General features: G+C 43.3%; 14 protein-coding genes and 1 pseudogene. 6 read left to right on the top strand and 9 right to left on the bottom strand.

Annotation, left to right across the window (positions count from 1 at the left end):
* Positions 1-65 precede the first annotated feature (65 nt).
* The 4 genes and pseudogenes from B2866_RS11925 to B2866_RS11910 all read left to right on the top strand — a co-directional run bounded on the left by B2866_RS11925 (position 66) and on the right by B2866_RS11910 (position 4,469).
* Positions 66-1,541 carry an N-6 DNA methylase gene (locus B2866_RS11925; protein ID WP_109592623.1) on the top strand — a complete coding sequence of 492 codons (1,476 nt, stop codon included), beginning with the start codon at positions 66-68 and terminating at the stop codon, positions 1,539-1,541.
* A gap of 2 nt (positions 1,542-1,543) precedes the next feature.
* Positions 1,544-3,367, top strand: coding sequence for a restriction endonuclease subunit S (locus tag B2866_RS11920; RefSeq protein ID WP_296194572.1), 1,824 nt, complete (start codon positions 1,544-1,546; stop codon positions 3,365-3,367).
* A gap of 206 nt (positions 3,368-3,573) precedes the next feature.
* Positions 3,574-3,861: pseudogene (thyA, locus tag B2866_RS11915) on the top strand (thymidylate synthase); the annotation flags it as partial.
* 35 nt (positions 3,862-3,896) lie between these two features.
* Positions 3,897-4,469, top strand: a complete 573-nt coding sequence (locus B2866_RS11910; RefSeq protein ID WP_296194566.1) for a dihydrofolate reductase — start codon at positions 3,897-3,899, stop codon at positions 4,467-4,469.
* Positions 4,470-4,579: 110 nt separating this feature from the next.
* Here B2866_RS11910 and uvrC read toward each other — a convergent pair whose 3' ends face one another.
* Entirely contained in the window at positions 4,580-6,424 is a 1,845-nt protein-coding gene (gene uvrC, locus B2866_RS11905; RefSeq protein WP_296194563.1) for an excinuclease ABC subunit UvrC, read from the bottom strand.
* Between the two features lie 186 nt (positions 6,425-6,610).
* Complete coding sequence (locus tag B2866_RS11900; RefSeq protein WP_296194561.1) at positions 6,611-8,131, bottom strand: DUF3360 family protein; 1,521 nt, start codon at positions 8,129-8,131, stop codon at positions 6,611-6,613.
* A gap of 431 nt (positions 8,132-8,562) precedes the next feature.
* Here B2866_RS11900 and B2866_RS11895 point away from each other — a divergent pair, with 431 nt between their 5' ends.
* Positions 8,563-9,120 carry a DUF4442 domain-containing protein gene (locus B2866_RS11895; RefSeq protein ID WP_296194558.1) on the top strand — a complete coding sequence of 186 codons (558 nt, stop codon included), beginning with the start codon at positions 8,563-8,565 and terminating at the stop codon, positions 9,118-9,120.
* Between the two features lie 248 nt (positions 9,121-9,368).
* Here B2866_RS11895 and rplS read toward each other — a convergent pair whose 3' ends face one another.
* The 4 genes from rplS to rpsP all read right to left on the bottom strand — a co-directional run bounded on the left by rplS (position 9,369) and on the right by rpsP (position 11,845).
* Positions 9,369-9,791 (bottom strand): 50S ribosomal protein L19, encoded by a 423-nt coding sequence (gene rplS / locus B2866_RS11890; RefSeq protein WP_068403752.1) that lies wholly within the window; start codon positions 9,789-9,791, stop codon positions 9,369-9,371.
* Between the two features lie 205 nt (positions 9,792-9,996).
* On the bottom strand, positions 9,997-10,761 hold the full coding sequence (trmD, locus tag B2866_RS11885; RefSeq protein ID WP_068403754.1) for a tRNA (guanosine(37)-N1)-methyltransferase TrmD: 765 nt from the start codon (positions 10,759-10,761) through the stop codon (positions 9,997-9,999).
* Between the two features lie 62 nt (positions 10,762-10,823).
* Positions 10,824-11,357: a ribosome maturation factor RimM gene (rimM, locus tag B2866_RS11880; RefSeq protein WP_296194552.1), complete on the bottom strand. Its 534-nt coding sequence runs from the start codon at positions 11,355-11,357 to the stop codon at positions 10,824-10,826.
* Positions 11,358-11,575: 218 nt separating this feature from the next.
* Positions 11,576-11,845 (bottom strand): 30S ribosomal protein S16, encoded by a 270-nt coding sequence (rpsP, locus tag B2866_RS11875; protein WP_296194549.1) that lies wholly within the window; start codon positions 11,843-11,845, stop codon positions 11,576-11,578.
* Positions 11,846-12,265: 420 nt separating this feature from the next.
* Here rpsP and B2866_RS11870 point away from each other — a divergent pair, with 420 nt between their 5' ends.
* A complete protein-coding gene (locus B2866_RS11870) occupies positions 12,266-13,735 on the top strand; it encodes an ATP-binding protein (protein WP_296194547.1) in 1,470 nt (489 codons plus the stop codon).
* 86 nt (positions 13,736-13,821) lie between these two features.
* Here B2866_RS11870 and B2866_RS11865 read toward each other — a convergent pair whose 3' ends face one another.
* The 3 genes from B2866_RS11865 to B2866_RS11855 all read right to left on the bottom strand — a co-directional run bounded on the left by B2866_RS11865 (position 13,822) and on the right by B2866_RS11855 (position 16,715).
* Positions 13,822-14,001, bottom strand: a complete 180-nt coding sequence (locus B2866_RS11865) for a hypothetical protein (protein WP_296194542.1) — start codon at positions 13,999-14,001, stop codon at positions 13,822-13,824.
* An 81-nt stretch (positions 14,002-14,082) separates the two neighbouring features.
* Positions 14,083-15,768 (bottom strand): ATP-binding protein, encoded by a 1,686-nt coding sequence (locus tag B2866_RS11860; protein WP_296194539.1) that lies wholly within the window; start codon positions 15,766-15,768, stop codon positions 14,083-14,085.
* A 230-nt stretch (positions 15,769-15,998) separates the two neighbouring features.
* Positions 15,999-16,715, bottom strand: a complete 717-nt coding sequence (locus B2866_RS11855; protein ID WP_021812806.1) for a response regulator — start codon at positions 16,713-16,715, stop codon at positions 15,999-16,001.
* Positions 16,716-17,391 lie beyond the last annotated feature (676 nt).

Here is a 17,391-nt window from a genome sequence, read left to right as displayed (position 1 = left end):
CTACATATCTAAGCCTCTTATTGAGGCTTGTTTTATTCCTATCGTTTATTAAAAAGAGAAACCACATGTCAATCAGTTCCGTTATCAAGTCTATTCAAGATATCATGCGCCAAGATGCTGGTGTCGATGGTGATGCCCAACGTCTAAGCCAATTGTCATGGTTATTGTTTCTCAAGATATTTGATGCCCAAGAAGAAGCGCTTGAGTTCGAACAAGAAAACTATAAAACGCCCATTCCTGAGAAGTATCTCTGGCGTAACTGGGCGGCTGATCCTGAAGGTATCACTGGTGAGGAGCTACTAGAATTTGTAAATGATCAAATTTTTAATGATTTAAAAAATATAACAGCGCCAGTAGACACCAATCCGCGTGGTTTTGTGGTACGTCAAGGTTTGAGCGATGCCTACAACTACATGAAAAACGGCACGCTACTACGCCAAGTGATTAATAAGCTCAACGAAGTAGACTTTAACCGTTCAGATGAGCGTCATCTGTTTGGTGATATTTATGAGCAACTGCTACGCGATTTACAGAGTGCAGGTAATGCAGGTGAGTTTTATACCCCTCGTGCCGTGACACGCTTTATCGTTGACCGTGTCGATCCAAAGCTGGGTGAGCGCGTCATGGATCCAGCCTGTGGTACAGGTGGGTTTTTGGCCTGTTCGTTTGATCATGTCAAAAACAACTATGTCGAAACTGCTGAAGATCATCAAATACTACAAAAACAAATCTTAGGTGTTGAAAAGAAGCAACTGCCACATTTACTCTGTACCACCAACATGATGCTGCATGGTATTGAAGTACCTGTACAGATACGCCACGATAACACCCTAAATAAGCCGCTATCGAGCTGGGACAGTGATATTGATGTCATCGTAACTAACCCACCTTTTGGCGGCACTGAAGAGCATGGTATAGAGAAAAACTTCCCTGCTGAATTCCAAACACGCGAAACGGCAGATTTGTTTTTACAATTAATCATCGAAGTGTTAGCAGAAAAAGGTCGCGCTGCTGTCGTGTTACCTGATGGCACCTTGTTTGGTGAAGGGGTAAAAACCAAGCTAAAGAAAATGCTGACCGAAGAATGTAATCTGCATACCATCGTGCGCTTACCAAACGGTGTGTTTAATCCTTATACCAGTATTAAGACCAATATTCTTTTCTTTACCAAAGGTCAGCCAACCAAAGATATTTGGTTTTATGAGCATCCTTACCCTGAAGGTGTCAAAAACTATAGCAAAACCAAACCAATGAAGTTTGAAGAGTTTCAAACCGAGATTGACTGGTGGGGTGATGAGTCTGATGGTTTTGCCAGTCGTGTCGAAAACGATCATGCTTGGAAAGTCAGTATTGAAGAGGTCATCGAGCGTAACTATAACCTTGATATCTCAAACCCTTACCAAGGTGAAGTCATTGATTATGACCCTAATAAGCTACTGGCTGACTATGCCAAACAGCAGCAGAGCATCGATACGTTACGTAGCCAGTTGAAAGATGTACTGGGCGCTGCGCTTTCTGATCACATGACAGAAGGTAAGTAGCTATGAATGTAAAAACGAGCTTAGAGATGAGTAAAGACATAAGTAAGCCAGAACAGTTAATCACTGAACACATAGATATCTGGACCAGCTCTATATTGACTAAATCGACTAGTGGACGTGGTAATAGCAAAAAGTATGAGCTGTACGGAATTAGTAAATTACGTGAGCTGATCTTGGAGTTAGCAGTACGTGGCAAGCTGGTACCACAAGATACTAATGATGAGCCTGCATCTGTTTTGTTAGAGAAAATCGCTATTGAAAAGGCTGAGTTGATTAAAAAAGGTGAAATAAGAAAAAGTAAGTCTTTGCCTAAAATTAGTAAAAAAGAACAGCCATTTGATTTACCTTTAGGTTGGGAATGGATTCATATAAACGAAATAGTTAGCTTGGAAAATGGTGATCGAGGTAAAAATTATCCTAATAAATCAGCGTTAGTCGATAAAGGCATACCTTTTATCAATGCTGGTCAGCTTGAAGGAGGAGTCGTTTCAAAGAAAGAGCTTAGCTACATCACTCAAGATCGTTTCGATATTTTAAATGGTGGCAAATTCCGAAATGGAGATATTCTTTTTTGCTTGAGAGGCTCTCTTGGTAAATGTGCTCTAGTAAGTAATTTCGGCATCGGAGCAATCGCATCATCTCTAATTATTATGCGTCCTATAATAAGTCGGTTAGAACATTTTATTATGCTAGTACTAAATAGCACTCTAACAAAGAGAACTATATCTAAATATAATAATGGAACAGCTCAACCTAATCTATCAGGTGCAGATTTAGCTAAATTTCCTGTACCTGTACCTCCACTAGCAGAACAAAAACGCATCGTCGCAAAAGTCGATGAGCTGATGCTACTATGTGATCAGCTAGAGCAGCAAACCGAAGCCAGTATCGAAGCTCACGCTACGCTTGTAGAAGTATTATTAGCCACTTTGACAGATAGTTCTGATGCTGATGAGCTGGCACAAAACTGGGCAAGGATATCTGAGCATTTTGATAGCCTATTTACCACCGAGCAAAGCATCGAAGCCCTAAAGCAAACGGTATTGCAGTTGGCAGTAATGGGTAAGTTAGTACCGCAGGATCCAAATGATGAACCTGCTTCAGTGTTATTAGAAAAGATAGCTAAAGAAAAAGAGCGGTTGATTGAAGAAAAGAAGATTAAGAAAGAAAAACCATTACCACCGATTAGTGACGGAGAAAAATTCTTTGAGCTACCAAAAGGATGGGAATGGTGTCAAATAGATAGTTTATCTTTAAGCTCGGAGGCTGGTTGGAGTCCCAAATGTGATCCTACGCCAAAAGAAGGAGATAATTGGGGTGTACTTAAAGTAAGTGCTGTAACTTGGGGTAAATATCAGCCTGATGAGAATAAAGCCTTGCCAAACTATTTAGAGCCAAAACCTCAGTATGAAGTAAAAGCTAATGACTTCCTTATTTCCAGAGCTAATACGGCCGATTTAGTAGCACGTTCTGTTGTTGTTCCAAAGAACACACCCGAGAAACTAATGATGAGTGACAAAATCATTCGTTTTAGTTTTACTAAAGATGTATTTAGCTATTATATAAATTTAGTGAATAATAGTAGTTATTCTCGCGAATATTATGCAGAGGTAGCAGGAGGTACTAGCAGCTCTATGAAAAATGTATCTAGAAGTCAGGTCAGAGCTTTAAAGATAGCTTTACCTCCTCTAGCTGAACAACATCGCATCGTTGCTAAAGTTGACGAGCTAATGGCTATTTGCGATCAGCTAAAAGCTAAATTACAACAGTCTCAAGAAACGCAAGTTCAGCTTACTGATGCGTTAGTTGATAAGGCCTTAGGGTGAGTTTTAGTATTGGAACAATCACGTTTTATATGCTCTAGTACAACCAAAAGAAATAAACAAGACCTTCTATTAGCAGTGATATTTTAAAATCAGGTATAATAACCTTGTATGTATAATCCATATTGTGCAGAATTAAAAGTGCACAATGCTATTGCAGCTGTTAAGGCTATGTTATTAGGCGTCTTGTGCATAAATTAGGGGTTATAATATTCCTCGGTGTGCCGTTTAATATCGCCAGCTATGCATTACTGACTCATATGGTGGCGCAAGTATGCGGCTTAGAGGTTGGTGAGTTTGTTTGGACGGGCGGCGATTGTCATATTTACCAAAACCACCGTGAGCAAGTAGAGTTACAGCTGACGCGCTCGCTATATGAGCTACCAACCTTAACCCTAAACCCTGACATCAAGGATATTTTTGCCTTTACCTTTGAGGATATCAGCGTTGAAGGTTATGAGTCGCATCCAGCTATTAAAGCCAAGGTTGCTGTTTAAACTTTACTTTTAAAAGACCATAAAAAGGATAGGCTATGAGCTATGCCAATACTGAAGTTGCCCAAATCGCGGCCATCAGTCGCAATCGCTGTATCGGCAAAGGGAATGATTTGCCGTGGCATATCTCAGCTGACTTGCAGCATTTTAAAAGCATGACGACCAAACAAACCGATGGTACGATACAAGGTATCGTCATCATGGGTCGCAAAACCTTTGAGTCAATGGGCAGCAAGCCGCTACCAAAACGTATCAGCTTTATCATCACCAGCCAACTAGACTACGCCGAGCAAAGTGGCTTGGTCGGTAGTGAAAAAGCGTATGTAATGCACAATTTAGATGATGCGCTGACCCAAGCTGCTAGCCTTGCTCATGGTGCGCACCTTGATACCATTTGGGTGATTGGGGGCGAACGCGTCTTTAGTGAGGCGATGATGTATACCGACCGCGTCGAGCTGACGCATGTCGATACTGACATCGTAGATGGCGATGCTTTTTATCCTGAGCTGCCAAATGAGTTTGTAGTCGTAGTAGAATCTGAGCAAAAACACGATGAAAAAAGTGGGCTAGATTTTAGGTTTGTGACTTATAAAAGACAAGCAGCTGAGTAATAATTACCGTTTATTGAAACGAAAAAAGGCTGTTCTAGATATTCTAAGACAGCCTTTTTTATTGTTGGGTTTTATGAGCAAAAACTTAAATTTAGCCCAAACTGCTTAAACTACTCATGCAGCACTTTATAAACCGTTTTCGCTAATACTGGACCAATCCCCTGCACCCCAGCCAGCTCTTGCTGCGATGCGCCAAGCAATTGCTGCATACCGCCAAAGTGATTGAGTAAGTCACGGCGGCGCTTTTCACCCAGCCCCGGTATGACTTCTAGCACCGATGAGGAACGGCGTTTATCGCGCTTCTTACGGTGCGCGGTAATGGCAAACCGATGCGCTTCATCGCGAATATGCATCAATAAATGCAGCGCTTTGCTATCCATCGGCAAATCAAGCGGCTCGTGATCGATAAAGTGCAATACTTCCAAGCCTGCTTTACGCCCTTCACCTTTTGCCACACTAATGAGCAACGTATCATTAAGAATACCCAACTCGGTCAGCACCTCTTTAGCGATGCCTAGCTGACCTTTACCGCCATCAATCAGCAATAGATCAGGCAATGGCTGCTTCTTATAACGCCGCGTCAGCACTTGCTTCATCGCCGCATAGTCATCACCACCTTGAATATCATGAATCGCATACTGACGATAATCACGGCGGCGCGAGCCACCTTGGTCAAAGACCACGCAGCTACCGATGGTCGCCTCGCCCATGGTATGCGAGATATCAAAGCACTCGATACGGTCAATGGTTCGATCAGTGACATCAGCTAACACGTCTTTCAATGCACTAAAGCGCGAATGTAGTTCTAAATAATCACCCAGCTTAGTCTTAAGCGCATTATTGGTATTAAGTTTGGCTAAGTCCAGCCACTCTGAGCGGTGCTCACGGACATTGGTTTTGATAACGACTTTGCTACCAAAATGGCTGGCCAGTGCCTCACTAACGGCTGTCTGATCCGGTAACTTATGACTGAGAATAATTTCTGCAGGCAAATCATCAGTCACCTGAAAGTAGAAAGACGTAATAAATGCCGATAAATTATCTGCCAGCGGCTCGCTACTATCAATATCAGGGAAATAGTTTTTACCGCCAAGCACACGCCCGCCGCGGACGGTCAGTACGTTGACACAGGTCATGCCTGCCTGACTGGCAATAGCAATCACGTCTGCCTCACCCTGCACGGTATAAACGGCTTGCTTCGCTTGTACTTCGCGCAGCATAGAGAGCTGATCACGATAAAATACCGCCTTTTCAAAGTCTAAGGCTTCCGCTGCGCTCTCCATCTTTTTAATTAACGTCTGATGAATATCGCTAGAATCACCTTTTAAAAAACGAATGGTATTATTGACGTCCTCGGCATATTCTTCTGGCGATACCAAACCCACGCAGGGCGCACGGCAACGCTTAATCTGATACTCAAGGCACGGACGCTTACGCTGTTTAAAAAAGGTATTGGTACATTGGCGCATCTGAAACATTTTTTGCATGAGCACCAACGTCTCTTTCGCCGCATGTGCCGACGGAAACGGACCAAAAAAACGACCTTTTTGATGATTGCCTTTACCGCGACCATAAGCCAATCTTGGATACGGCTTATCCGCTGAGATAAACACATAAAGGTAAGATTTATCATCGCGCAGTAGCACATTATAAGGCGGACGATGCTCTTTAATCAGGTTTTGCTCGAGTAATAGCGCTTCAGTCTCACTACGAGTAATAATGGTTTCGATATTATGAATCCGCGCCACCAATGCCCGCGTCTTTGGATGGTCAATGGTCTTAGCAAAGTAACTGTTGACACGACTTTTCAGCGATTTGGCCTTACCGACATACAAAATATCGCCATTTTTACCCAGCATCTTATACACCCCTGGCAGATTTGGCAGGCGCTGGATCAAGTGCTTAAGGCGGGCTTTTTTATCGTCGACGGGACTCGATGCGGAGACATTGACCATAGAATTTTTAACTCTTAAATTAGGGCTTTAACGTTAGTACAGAGTAAAAACAGCACACCGTAAAAACGTAAGTAATATCATATATATGGGGCAACGGCAGGCATTTTGCAAGCCAATAATTGGCTTAGTCATAGTCATAAAAAAAGTCAGCATCGAGGCTGACTTCTTATCGAAAACGTTAAAAAATTAGTGACGGAAATTTGGCAAAAGCGCTGGAATACCGGGCAACATGCCGACGATTGCCATCACTGTGGTTAAGATAACAAAAGTCACCACAGGAATAATCCAGCGGCTCATTTTTGTTAGGCTGGCACTGCGCTCTTTTGAACCAATCAAGCCTAAGTTATCAAGCACCAACGTAATCGACCAACCAAAGGCTGGATTGACCAAGGCAGAGGCGAAAACGACAATCGCTGCAGACTGCGTCGTTTTACCTTCGCGTGTCATCTCCATGCCTGCTTCAAGCAAGGGGATAAACACACCAACAATCAAGGCGACGCACATTACTGGTTCCCAAATAGCCAAATCCATGGGATAACCCCAAACGCCTGCAATAATACAAAATAGCGCCGTTAAAATCGCACCGGCCGGAATCGGACGCTTGGCAATCGCTGCCGGTACAATATACGTGCCCCATGAAGAAGCAAAGTTCGCGCCGCCCAATAAAGAGCCTGCCACCTGACGAATGGACGCACTGGTCATGGTGTCATCGATATCCATCAGCACACGCTCAGTACGTTTTGGATAGCTGATTTTTTGAAAGACCTGATGACCTAAAAAATCCGGTGACCACATAGCAACAGCCAATACCGCAAAAGGCAATACCACGATAAAGCTTTCGACAGTCGGCAAGCCTAACATCCAGCCGGTATTTTCGCCCCACCAATACATCGGGTTCATATTTGGTAGACCGGGTGCAGTTTTAAAGGCAAATGGCGCGCCCATGGCAAAGGCAACCCCGCCACCTAACAAACAACTGAGTGGCACTGCAAGCCAGCGTTTTTGATAATTCTCTAACAGCGCATATAAGATAATCGTCAGTAGAATCACCACAAAGGCGATATGCGACATGCCAATGCCTTCTGCCCAAGTAAATAAGTTTTTGACTTGGGAGGTGGTGCCGATAAAGCCCAAATACAGCAGTAAGCCGCCGCACACGCCTTTACTGGTCAAGTTTGCCAGCAGACTGCCGCCTTTACTAATCGCAAGTAACAAGCCAAAAGCACCGATTAGCAGACCAAAGGCCATCGGGTGACCGCCAGCGGCAACGACGATAGGAATGAGCGGAATCAGTGGACCGTGCGTACCCGCAAGGTTGGCAGTTGGTAGCAGGAAACCTGAGAATAAAATCACAAAAAACGCCACGATTAGCAGCTCATAGCGGACGTTTTCTAGGACAAAGGCATCACCCAAACCAAGCGGGCCGGCAAAGGTTGCGGCAATAGCACCCACCATCACCACTTTACCAATGGTCGCCGCCATCGCTGGAATCGTATCTTCATACTCAAAACGATAATCACGGAACGGCAAGTTTGGACGCCAGCGTTTTGGCTGCATGATTTGCAGTTCATGATTGAGATAGGCGTTACGATTTTTAAAACTGGAGCTGGGCTTATGTAAATCTACATAGCTGTCTTGCAAATCGTTATCAGAAGGGATTGGTTGCTGCGGATTGGGCCCTGAGGCGGGAAGCTGTGTACCACTCATCACATTTCCTTATGTCGACTGAGGTTTGCGCGATCCTACGTACCTGATTACGGCGTAAACCAATACAGGGAAAATAAAACCGCTCAAAACAAAATGCGGCTATTGTAAGGCATCGCCAAAGATAATGCGAGGCTTTAACCATTAAAAGATACTATCCGTATCGTTATGAAAAGTATTTTTTATGACTCACTCAGTTATACTTAGAAAACGGTAATGAATACAGTTAAGATTTACGTTTTATCATCACACTTGCCCTTTCGTTACGCTTTAAAACTGGCGAGATTCATGGTTTTTCACTATGATAAATGTCTTTTTATGGCCCGTTGCTTGAAAGCTCGCCTTACATACAACACCCCTTGCTGTCATACTCAACCTAATACAATAAAAGCAACCCCGACTCGCAAGATTAAAAAAGGGAATAGGAAATATTGATGAATTTACTGCCTAAAAGACTTGAAACGCTTAAACGTAATGCGAAAAAAAATATCCTGCCGTTACTTACGCCTTACTTGCTTAAACTGCGTATCAATACTTATGCACCCTATATCGGCGCTGGCATCAAGATTGAGCACATGAACCTAGATCAAGGTTTATGTGTGGTCAGCATGGGTTTAAATAATTTAAACAAGAATATCGTTGGTACCCAATTTGGGGGCAGCTTATACTCGATGGTAGATCCGTTTTATATGCTGATGCTCATGCACCAACTGGGCAGCAGTTACGTAGTATGGGATAAAAGCTCACATATCGAGTTCATCGCTCCCGGTAAGAGCAAAGTCACCGCAAGGATCAAGGTTAGCAGTGCTGAAGTAATCGCTATTCAAGAGTTGGCAAAGGATGGCGAGCCCGTCTTTCGTGAATACAGCGTCGATATCGTCGATGAGCAACAAAAAGTCGTCGCTACTGTTACTAAGACTCTTTATATTCGACTGCGTAAGTACAGTAAGTCTAAAGACCAAACCAGCCGCGTAGACAATATTGAGACCTAAAACATTGAAAGCCAACATGTCACGCAAATCTTTAATGAAAACAGCATGAAAGCAGCAATTAAAGCCTAAATAAAAGCGGCAGAAACAAAAACCCCAATCTGGCATAAGCACAGATTGGGGTTTTGTCTTTTTTGGTATGGCCCGCTTATTTATAAATAAACCTATGAATAAGGGCTTGTATCTACTTTCGCCTTGCCAAGCATCAAGCGTCCAATCAGACGACTAAGCGCAGCAAAGCAAACTGGTTCTTAAATACCAGGAGCAGTATCAACTGCTTTAGGTACGCCAGCGTCAGTTTTTTTGTTTGCAGCTGGACGAGCACCAAGTTTTTCGCGGATACGGGCTGATTTACCAGAACGCTCACGTAAGTAGTATAGTTTCGCACGGCGAACTGCGCCACGGCGTTTCACTTCGATGCTATCAATGATTGGTGAATGCAATTGGAATGCACGTTCTACACCAACACCGCTTGAGATTTTACGTACGGTAAACGCTGAGTTTAGACCGCGGTTACGCTTAGCAATTACAACGCCTTCAAAAGCCTGTAAACGCTCACGCTCACCTTCACGTACTTTTACTTGAACCACAACGGTATCGCCGGGTGCAAAGCTTGGGCGCTCAATCAATTGCGCATTTTCGATGACCTGAACCAATGGATGCTTGTTGCTCATGAGAGTTATCTCCTCACATTAGATAATAGAGGCTTGACGCATATCACCTGTTTGTAATAATGAATCATAGCTATTATTAATATCTTGGATTAATAATAACTACAACGTAAATGGGTTATGACCAACGGCCATGATGCTATGACACGTTTTATTGTTGCTCAAAATATTATTGCTTAACTGTTTATGTTTTTAACCGCTATTAACGCTATTTTTTATCTGCTTTTGCCAATGCTTTGAGCCACTTTGCTTGCTCGACCGTTGGCGTAAACGCTTGCCATAAATCTGGACGCCGCGCTTGCGTACGTTCGACCTGTTGGCTAAAGCGCCACTTAGCGATATTGCTATGATGACCTGAAAGTAGAACTTCAGGGACCGCCAACCCAGCAAATTCATGCGGCTTGGTATAGTGCGGACAATCAAGCAAACCATCGACAAACGAGTCTTGCTCAGCGGATTTATCATCACCCATAATATCAGGCAGACGACGTATCACACTATCCATGAGCACCATTGCTGGTAGCTCGCCACCGGTCAACACATAATCACCAAGTGATATTTCCATATCGACATACTGCGTCAGTAAGCGCTCATCAATACCTTCGTAACGACCACATAATAAAATCATGCCGTCATACTCAGTCATGCTGACCACCCTACTCTCGCTCAGCGTCTGTCCTTGTGGTGACATATAAATCACCGGACAGTGCGCACTGTCGACACGGCAACCGTGCTGACGGGCACGCAGGCGGGCATCCTCAATCGCTTGGGATAATGGCTCAGCCATCATCACCATACCGGGACCCCCACCATACGGGCGCTCATCAATACGGCGATAATTATCCGTGGTATAATCACGTGGATTGATGCATTCAATCGTGACTTGCTCCTGAGTGACTGCCCGTCCCGTGATTCCAAACTCACGAATCGTGGCAAACATTTCAGGGAAAATACTAATCACGGCAAAATACATCAGATCTCTACTTGCATAAAAACTGCGTGAATGACGTTTTTATCAATCAAAAGAAATTACGATTAATAATCACTTTGCCATGCCACAAGCACGGTTTTCTCAGCCAAATTGACCTCAATCACCGTTTGCTTATGCCAAGGTATCAGGCGCTCCTCGGCGTCCAAACTGTCTGATGTTGCCGCGACACGCATAATGTCGTGAGCCCCGGTTTCAAACATTTCAGTAATCTCGCCTAAGTTCTCGTCCTGCTCGTTTATCACGCGCAGGCCAACCAAATCTGACCAATAATATTCGTCTTCACCGGTTTCTGGCAAAACGTTTTGCTCAACCCAAATGGTCACGCCATTCATGGTCTCTGCAACGTTACGATCAGGGACTTGTTCAAATTGAGCGACAATTCCCGTCCCTTGCTCGCGCCACGCCTTTACAATTAAAGGCTTCATGCCATTAGCAGTTTTCATCCACCAAGGCTGCATGTCAAAGATTGCCGTGCGATCATCCGTGTCACTAAATACCCACAGCCAGCCTTTAATGCCATAAGGCTTTTTTAGCTGACCGATTTTCATAAGCGCACTAGCGTTTGGAACAGATGACATAACGGCTAACCTAACGATGACTAAAACAACAATGATAGATACAGCAATGACTAAAAAACGAGGGTAAATACAATTCAATCAACAGCGCTAAGCGCAATCAAAAGTCATAAACAGTTAATGGCGCACCCTGGTCAGACCAGTTACGCTATGTTTTCTAAAGTCTGTTGAGACTGCCATAGACAAGGACAAGCTATCAGCGCCTCAGTGACGGTACAAACTTAAGCAGTTGCTTCAGTTTGAGCGGCAGACTTATTATAAGCTTTTGCTAATGAAGCAACGCGATCTGAAGGTTGTGCACCTTTAGCGATCCACGCATTGTACGCTTCCATATCTAGGCGTACTGCTTCTTCAGACTCTTTAGCGAGCGGGTTAAAAAAGCCGATGTTTTCAATGTAGCGACCGTCACGCGCGCGGCGTTGATCAGCAACAACTACTTGATAAAATGGGCGTTTCTTGGCACCGCCCCGTGCTAAACGAATAACAACCATGTGAATTCTCTCTTTCGCAGGTATACCAAAAAGGGCATAATTATAGCACAGTCTTATTTTATTGAAAACATAAACCGTGCTTATTTAATTATTTATTAACAATAGCTTAAATGGCAAAGCATGTAAAATACAATTCAAAATATCTTGTTGATTATGGCGACAGAATGCTATTTCAGGTCTGAGTCTTCTTGCAAACTGACTATAGTAAAGCAACCTGTCTTATTATTTGATTATGCTATGCTAGCAGCAGTGATAGAAATCCATGAAACATCAGCTTGTAAGCGCACATACAGCGAGTTACTTTTTATCTAGATATTTAATTTATATAGACATTCAATAAAAATACTTTATCTACCTGCTTTACCTGCAATTTTAACAAAAATTACCTTACCCATATTTTGATTAATTTTTTGGATATATATGACCACCGCAAAATCACAGCCTCGGCGCAAAGGTCGACTTGCCCGCTCCTACTCTAACAGTTGGCTCACCACTTTGATGGTCGCTTTTATTGTCATTATTAGTGTCGGGGTATCGATTTCGTTTTTTTGGCGCAGTCTATATTTGCCAGAGCTTAAAAACCATGCACGCTATCTGACCAGTGAATTACGCTTGATGAACAGCGTTAATAAAGACTGGAAAAATGAGCCGGCCGTACGGCAATGGATTTATCAGCATTCGCATGTGGTGGTGGTCAATAATCCTAGCGATTTTCCGGTGATAGAAGATAAGGCGTTTGTTGGCGTCTTTACCGATGTATTGCAACGCGAAATCGGTGCGCAATTGGGTCGTCCCGTAGAGGTGTATTTTAAGTTTAAACCAACGCCGCAGCTATGGGTGCAAGACAGTCGCGATACCAGTTTTTGGATTCGCGAACCGGTGGTATATTACTCGCAGTACAGCCCCGCTTTATTATTATTATTTTTAGTCGGCCTACCAATTTTAACCTTGCTCACCATCATTTTATTAGCGCGGCAATTAAATCGTCCACTACGCTATTTGCAGCGCGCGGCGACCAATTATATTCGCCTCGGCCACGCTACCACTTTACCGACCCATAATGGACCCACTGAGATACGCCAAGTCAATATGGCATTTAATCGCTTATTTACTACCCTCAATCAAGCGCAAAAAGAGCGGACGATTATGCTGGCGGGCATTTCGCACGACTTGCGCACGCCGCTAACCCGTATGCGCTTAACCGCTGAAATGCTGCCCGATGAATTTTTCCGCGAAGGTTTGATTTACGATATTGAGGATATGGATGCGATTTTGGAGCAGTTTATCTCATTTATGAAAGATGGTTCCGATGAGCCGATGCGTCTGACCAATTTAGACACCATATTTAATGAAATTATGGTGCAATTTGCGCCGCTGGAGTTTATTTATCAATCCGAATGTCACAAAATGGTACCCGTACGGCCAATGTCTATCAAACGCTTGGTGATTAACTTGGTTAATAATGCCAAACGTTACGGCAAACCGCCCATTTATTTATCCGCGACTGTGGTGCCGACATTTATAGAAAAAACAGTACTAGAAGACAGCGATGTAGTGACTGAAAATGAGGTCAATAAAGAAGCAAAAGAGCAGTTATTGATATGTGTGCGCGACTGCGGTGATGGTGTCGCAGAAGACCAATTAGAGCGTATCATGCAACCGTTTGAGCGCGGGGAGTCAGCGCGTACTACTCAGGGTAGCGGTTTAGGCCTGGCGATTGTCGACCGTATCGCGCGCCTGCATCATGGGACAGTCGAGGCCATCAATCACCCAGATGGTGGCCTACAAGTCTGTGTCCGTATTCCACTTATCTCTAAAGTTGCCGGAGAGCCATCATTGGCTGCTGATGATGAAAAACTACCCAGTGCTGATAGCAATATAGATGGCTAGGGTTTGTCCTAGTAATTGAATAGAAATAACAGAAAATAATAAAGTGTCGCTAATAATGGTCAGTTATTAGCGACACTTTAATAGCCCTACTTTTTAGTACCAATAACTGGAGGAATATACTCGGCACTATTGCTAAAGGTTAAAGGCTGAGTTATTTCGTCCTGCGCGGCCTTTAGCGTCTCAGTGCTGGTCGGCTGCTGCAAAAATAAATAATACCCAAGTGCTGCTGCGTTCAATACCACTAAACCACCAAACAAATACGGCATCCTTTGCCCTCCTTTACTATTAAGCTCATTTCAATCATTTTAATGCATCACCAATATCAGCTTATCCGTCATTATAAAAGATTAAGCATCGAAATCGCGTTCACTTTTTTCTTGCGTCAACTCATCGGCCGCAAGGACTTGAGTCAAGGGTTTAATCGGCCAAGTCATGACAAAGCGTGCACCGCCAAGCTCACGGCTTTCGTCTACCTTCATATTGCCATTAAACCAAAAGGCGATACGCGACACAATAGACAAACCTAAGCCATAGCCACCTGAGGCACGGGTGCGACTATCGTCCAAGCGTGAAAACGGTATAAAGACTTTTTCACGGTCGGCTTCAGGAATACCGTGCCCATCATCTTCCACACTGACAAAAGCATTACCTTTTCTCACCCCAGCACTAATGATAATCGTGGTCTCAGCATAACGTAAAGCATTTCCGGCCAAATTCTGAATCACACGATGCAGGTAACGTCTATCCGCAACTGCCGTTACTTTAGCATTGGGCAGGTTGGTCACTATCTTGATAGGCTTACCTAAAGCATTGGTTTCACGCTCAATTTGCTCGAGCAACTCTCGCAAATTGACCGGCTCTAAATCTAGTTTCGGTGAGCCCTCTTCAAGCTTGGCGTAAGTTAAAATCTCATCAATCAAGCCGTTAAGCGCTTCGATATCCTCATCAATAAAATCACGCTGCATAAAACGTGAATCTTCATCATCGGTATCCGCTAGCATATCAACAGCGAAACGAATACGCGCAACCGGCGTACGCAGTTCGTGCGATACTGCCCGCGTCAGCTCGCGCTGTGACTCAATCAAACGCTTAATATGTGCCGTCATCGCATTAAAGGTCGCGGATAAGCGCGCAATTTCATCTTGTCCGATGACCTGTACTTTGATATCAAGATTTCCCTTACTGACTTCATTGACGCCCACTTGAATCAGTTGCAGCTTGCGTTCAAGCGGGAAAATAAGCGCATACACGCCTAAGCTGATTAGGAACATACTGATCAAAATCATACTGACAATCAGATTGAGCGGGAACCAGTTAAACAAAGGTACCGGCCCGATTAAAATCGCCATATCGTTGATTTCAGACGGCACGACCACTTTAATCGACGAGTTACTTTTGCTGGTATTGGTATCTTGTAATAAAATGACCACCTCATCGCGGCGCAAACGTGCCATCTGATCAGGATCTAAATTAAGGGTATTAATCGCTTTAAATTCTAAGGGAAAAGCAAACTTTTTCTCTAGCTCAGCCAAGCGCGCCCGCTTATCAGACAAGGTGGCATGGTACGATAAGTCATCGAGCAAAAATACAGCGATGGCACGTACTTGCTGCTCAGTAACTTGCGAGATACGGGCGGTTAAAACGCTCTGGTTGTCCGGTAAGCGGTAATAAACATCGGCATAAATAGGCTGGGCAACATAGCGAACGACGGTGTTGCCCTTCTCAAAACGGCGTAGCTCACTGGCATTAAAATCGACCTCGTTAATAGGCACAATGTTAAATTCTGCACCGAATAAGCTACTGGCATCAGACAGCCAATATTCACGCTGGGATTCGCTTTCTTGATGGGCAATGCCTTCAGCGACAATATGAAAAGCGCCCGTGGCCATGTTTTCGCGGTAAGATTGGACGCGTTCTTTGTTGATTGTGTCCATCAACAGTTGCGCAAATAATGCCACACACAAACATACGATGAGTAGTCCGGCATAAATACGAACAAAGATACTGTGTTTAAGAGAAGAAACTAATGACATACGTGCCGTGACCAACCTAATAAAGAATTATTGATAGAGGAAGAAGAGAAATCCTTGCTGCGCAATTTATCTCATACTATTTATCTAGCATCCATAATTATCGCTTAATTAAACCACATAACGCAGCATTTAAGTTTAAAAATTAAAGTTTAGACCATAAAAAACCAGCTTTACGCTGGTTTTTTATTAAAAAGCACTTTAGAAAAGATAGTGGCATTAACAATACGTTCTTAATTGCCTTCTTTAACGAACAAATAACCTTTACTGCGGACAGTCTTGATACGTTTAGGATTTTCTGGATCATCTCCAATTTTTGGACGGATACGCGAGATACGCACGTCAATTGAGCGATCTTGACCATCATATTCGATACCGCGTAGACGCTCAAAAATATCTTCGCGTGACAAGATACGACCAGCGTTAGACGCGAGTAACCATAATAAGTCATATTCAGCACTGGTGAAATCCACCAACTCATCACCCAAGTTCACTGAGCGACCGCCATTGTCGATAACCAACTCACCAAACTCAAGACGCTGCGGCACATCTTCCGATGGCGCATTTTCTGAACGGCGTAGTAAAGCACGGATACGGGCAAGCAATACGCGTGGCTGTGCAGGCTTAGCGACATAGTCATCAGCGCCCATTTCAAGACCCAATACCTGATCCATATCTTCTGTGCGCGCGGTCAGCATCAAAATAGGATTCTGATAGTGTGGACGTACTTCACGGCATACCGTCAAGCCATCGCTACCAGGAAGCATGACATCAAGTACGACCAAATCTGGTTGTTCGTTGACAATACGGCGAATGGCGCGATTACCATCTGTTTCAATTGCCACTTCTAACCCATTTTTAACCAAGTAATCTTGGGTCAACATGGCTAAGCGCTCGTCATCCTCAACAATCAAGATTCGGGGGGTGTTGTCTTCTTCATTCGTTGTCATTGTTATATCCTCTAATACATCTTATTTAAAAGCGGTGAAAATAAGAGCGGTAAATTAATAGCACCGTAACTCAATCAATTTGTAACCCAGTACAAGTAGTGACCGTAACACTGTTACAAACTTGGTAGCACAGTATACTATTAAACACACAGCTTCCTATACTATAGCTTATAGTTGGTAACAAAACCTATAAACTACATCCTTTAAAACGTTAGTTTGCGTCCAAAAATTATACCTCTTATCCATATAAAAAGGCATAGGATAAATTTTATTCAATAATTCTACTGGTCTTATATCGAACCAACGCGCTAAAAGCCTAAACATTAAATATTAGTGAATGTCGTCAAAGAACTGCTGGGCTTTTAAAATAAAAAATGTGGTTACTACGCTCTAATATAACCATATATTAGCGTTGCCGCTAGTCACTTTTCTACCATTCCATAAAAATTAGTTCAGTTTTTGATAAATACTATATGACCTAGGAGATTTTTAAATATAGTGATTGAAAAGTAATATAGATATATCAGCAATAACGTAGTGTTTTTAGAATATTTTGACTATAGCTAAGGGTTGACGCATAAAAAATATTGCAAGCTAACTATTAAAACGCTAGATATTAAACAGACAGGCATAAAAAAACAGCCTCTAATGGACTAATGCCAGTCAGTTAACGCTG

The sequence above is a fragment of the Psychrobacter sp. UBA3483 genome (assembly GCF_002377905.1).
GTDB lineage: Bacteria > Pseudomonadota > Gammaproteobacteria > Pseudomonadales > Moraxellaceae > Psychrobacter.
Note: the sequence above shows the minus strand (reverse complement) of the source record. Positions and strands in the feature narration are given on the sequence as shown.

What these genes read in the sequence shown, in the direction of transcription:
- B2866_RS11925 (WP_109592623.1), top strand. Translation starts at nt 66, where the DNA reads ATGTCAATCAGTTCCGTTATCAAGTCTATTCAAGATATCATGCGCCAA.
- B2866_RS11920 (WP_296194572.1), top strand. Translation starts at nt 1,544, where the DNA reads ATGAATGTAAAAACGAGCTTAGAGATGAGTAAAGACATAAGTAAGCCA.
- B2866_RS11910 (WP_296194566.1), top strand. Translation starts at nt 3,897, where the DNA reads ATGAGCTATGCCAATACTGAAGTTGCCCAAATCGCGGCCATCAGTCGC.
- uvrC (WP_296194563.1), bottom strand. Translation starts at nt 6,424, where the DNA reads ATGGTCAATGTCTCCGCATCGAGTCCCGTCGACGATAAAAAAGCCCGC.
- B2866_RS11900 (WP_296194561.1), bottom strand. Translation starts at nt 8,131, where the DNA reads ATGAGTGGTACACAGCTTCCCGCCTCAGGGCCCAATCCGCAGCAACCA.
- B2866_RS11895 (WP_296194558.1), top strand. Translation starts at nt 8,563, where the DNA reads ATGAATTTACTGCCTAAAAGACTTGAAACGCTTAAACGTAATGCGAAA.
- rplS (WP_068403752.1), bottom strand. Translation starts at nt 9,791, where the DNA reads ATGAGCAACAAGCATCCATTGGTTCAGGTCATCGAAAATGCGCAATTG.
- trmD (WP_068403754.1), bottom strand. Translation starts at nt 10,761, where the DNA reads ATGTATTTTGCCGTGATTAGTATTTTCCCTGAAATGTTTGCCACGATT.
- rimM (WP_296194552.1), bottom strand. Translation starts at nt 11,357, where the DNA reads ATGTCATCTGTTCCAAACGCTAGTGCGCTTATGAAAATCGGTCAGCTA.
- rpsP (WP_296194549.1), bottom strand. Translation starts at nt 11,845, where the DNA reads ATGGTTGTTATTCGTTTAGCACGGGGCGGTGCCAAGAAACGCCCATTT.
- B2866_RS11870 (WP_296194547.1), top strand. Translation starts at nt 12,266, where the DNA reads ATGACCACCGCAAAATCACAGCCTCGGCGCAAAGGTCGACTTGCCCGC.
- B2866_RS11865 (WP_296194542.1), bottom strand. Translation starts at nt 14,001, where the DNA reads ATGCCGTATTTGTTTGGTGGTTTAGTGGTATTGAACGCAGCAGCACTT.
- B2866_RS11860 (WP_296194539.1), bottom strand. Translation starts at nt 15,768, where the DNA reads ATGTCATTAGTTTCTTCTCTTAAACACAGTATCTTTGTTCGTATTTAT.
- B2866_RS11855 (WP_021812806.1), bottom strand. Translation starts at nt 16,715, where the DNA reads ATGACAACGAATGAAGAAGACAACACCCCCCGAATCTTGATTGTTGAG.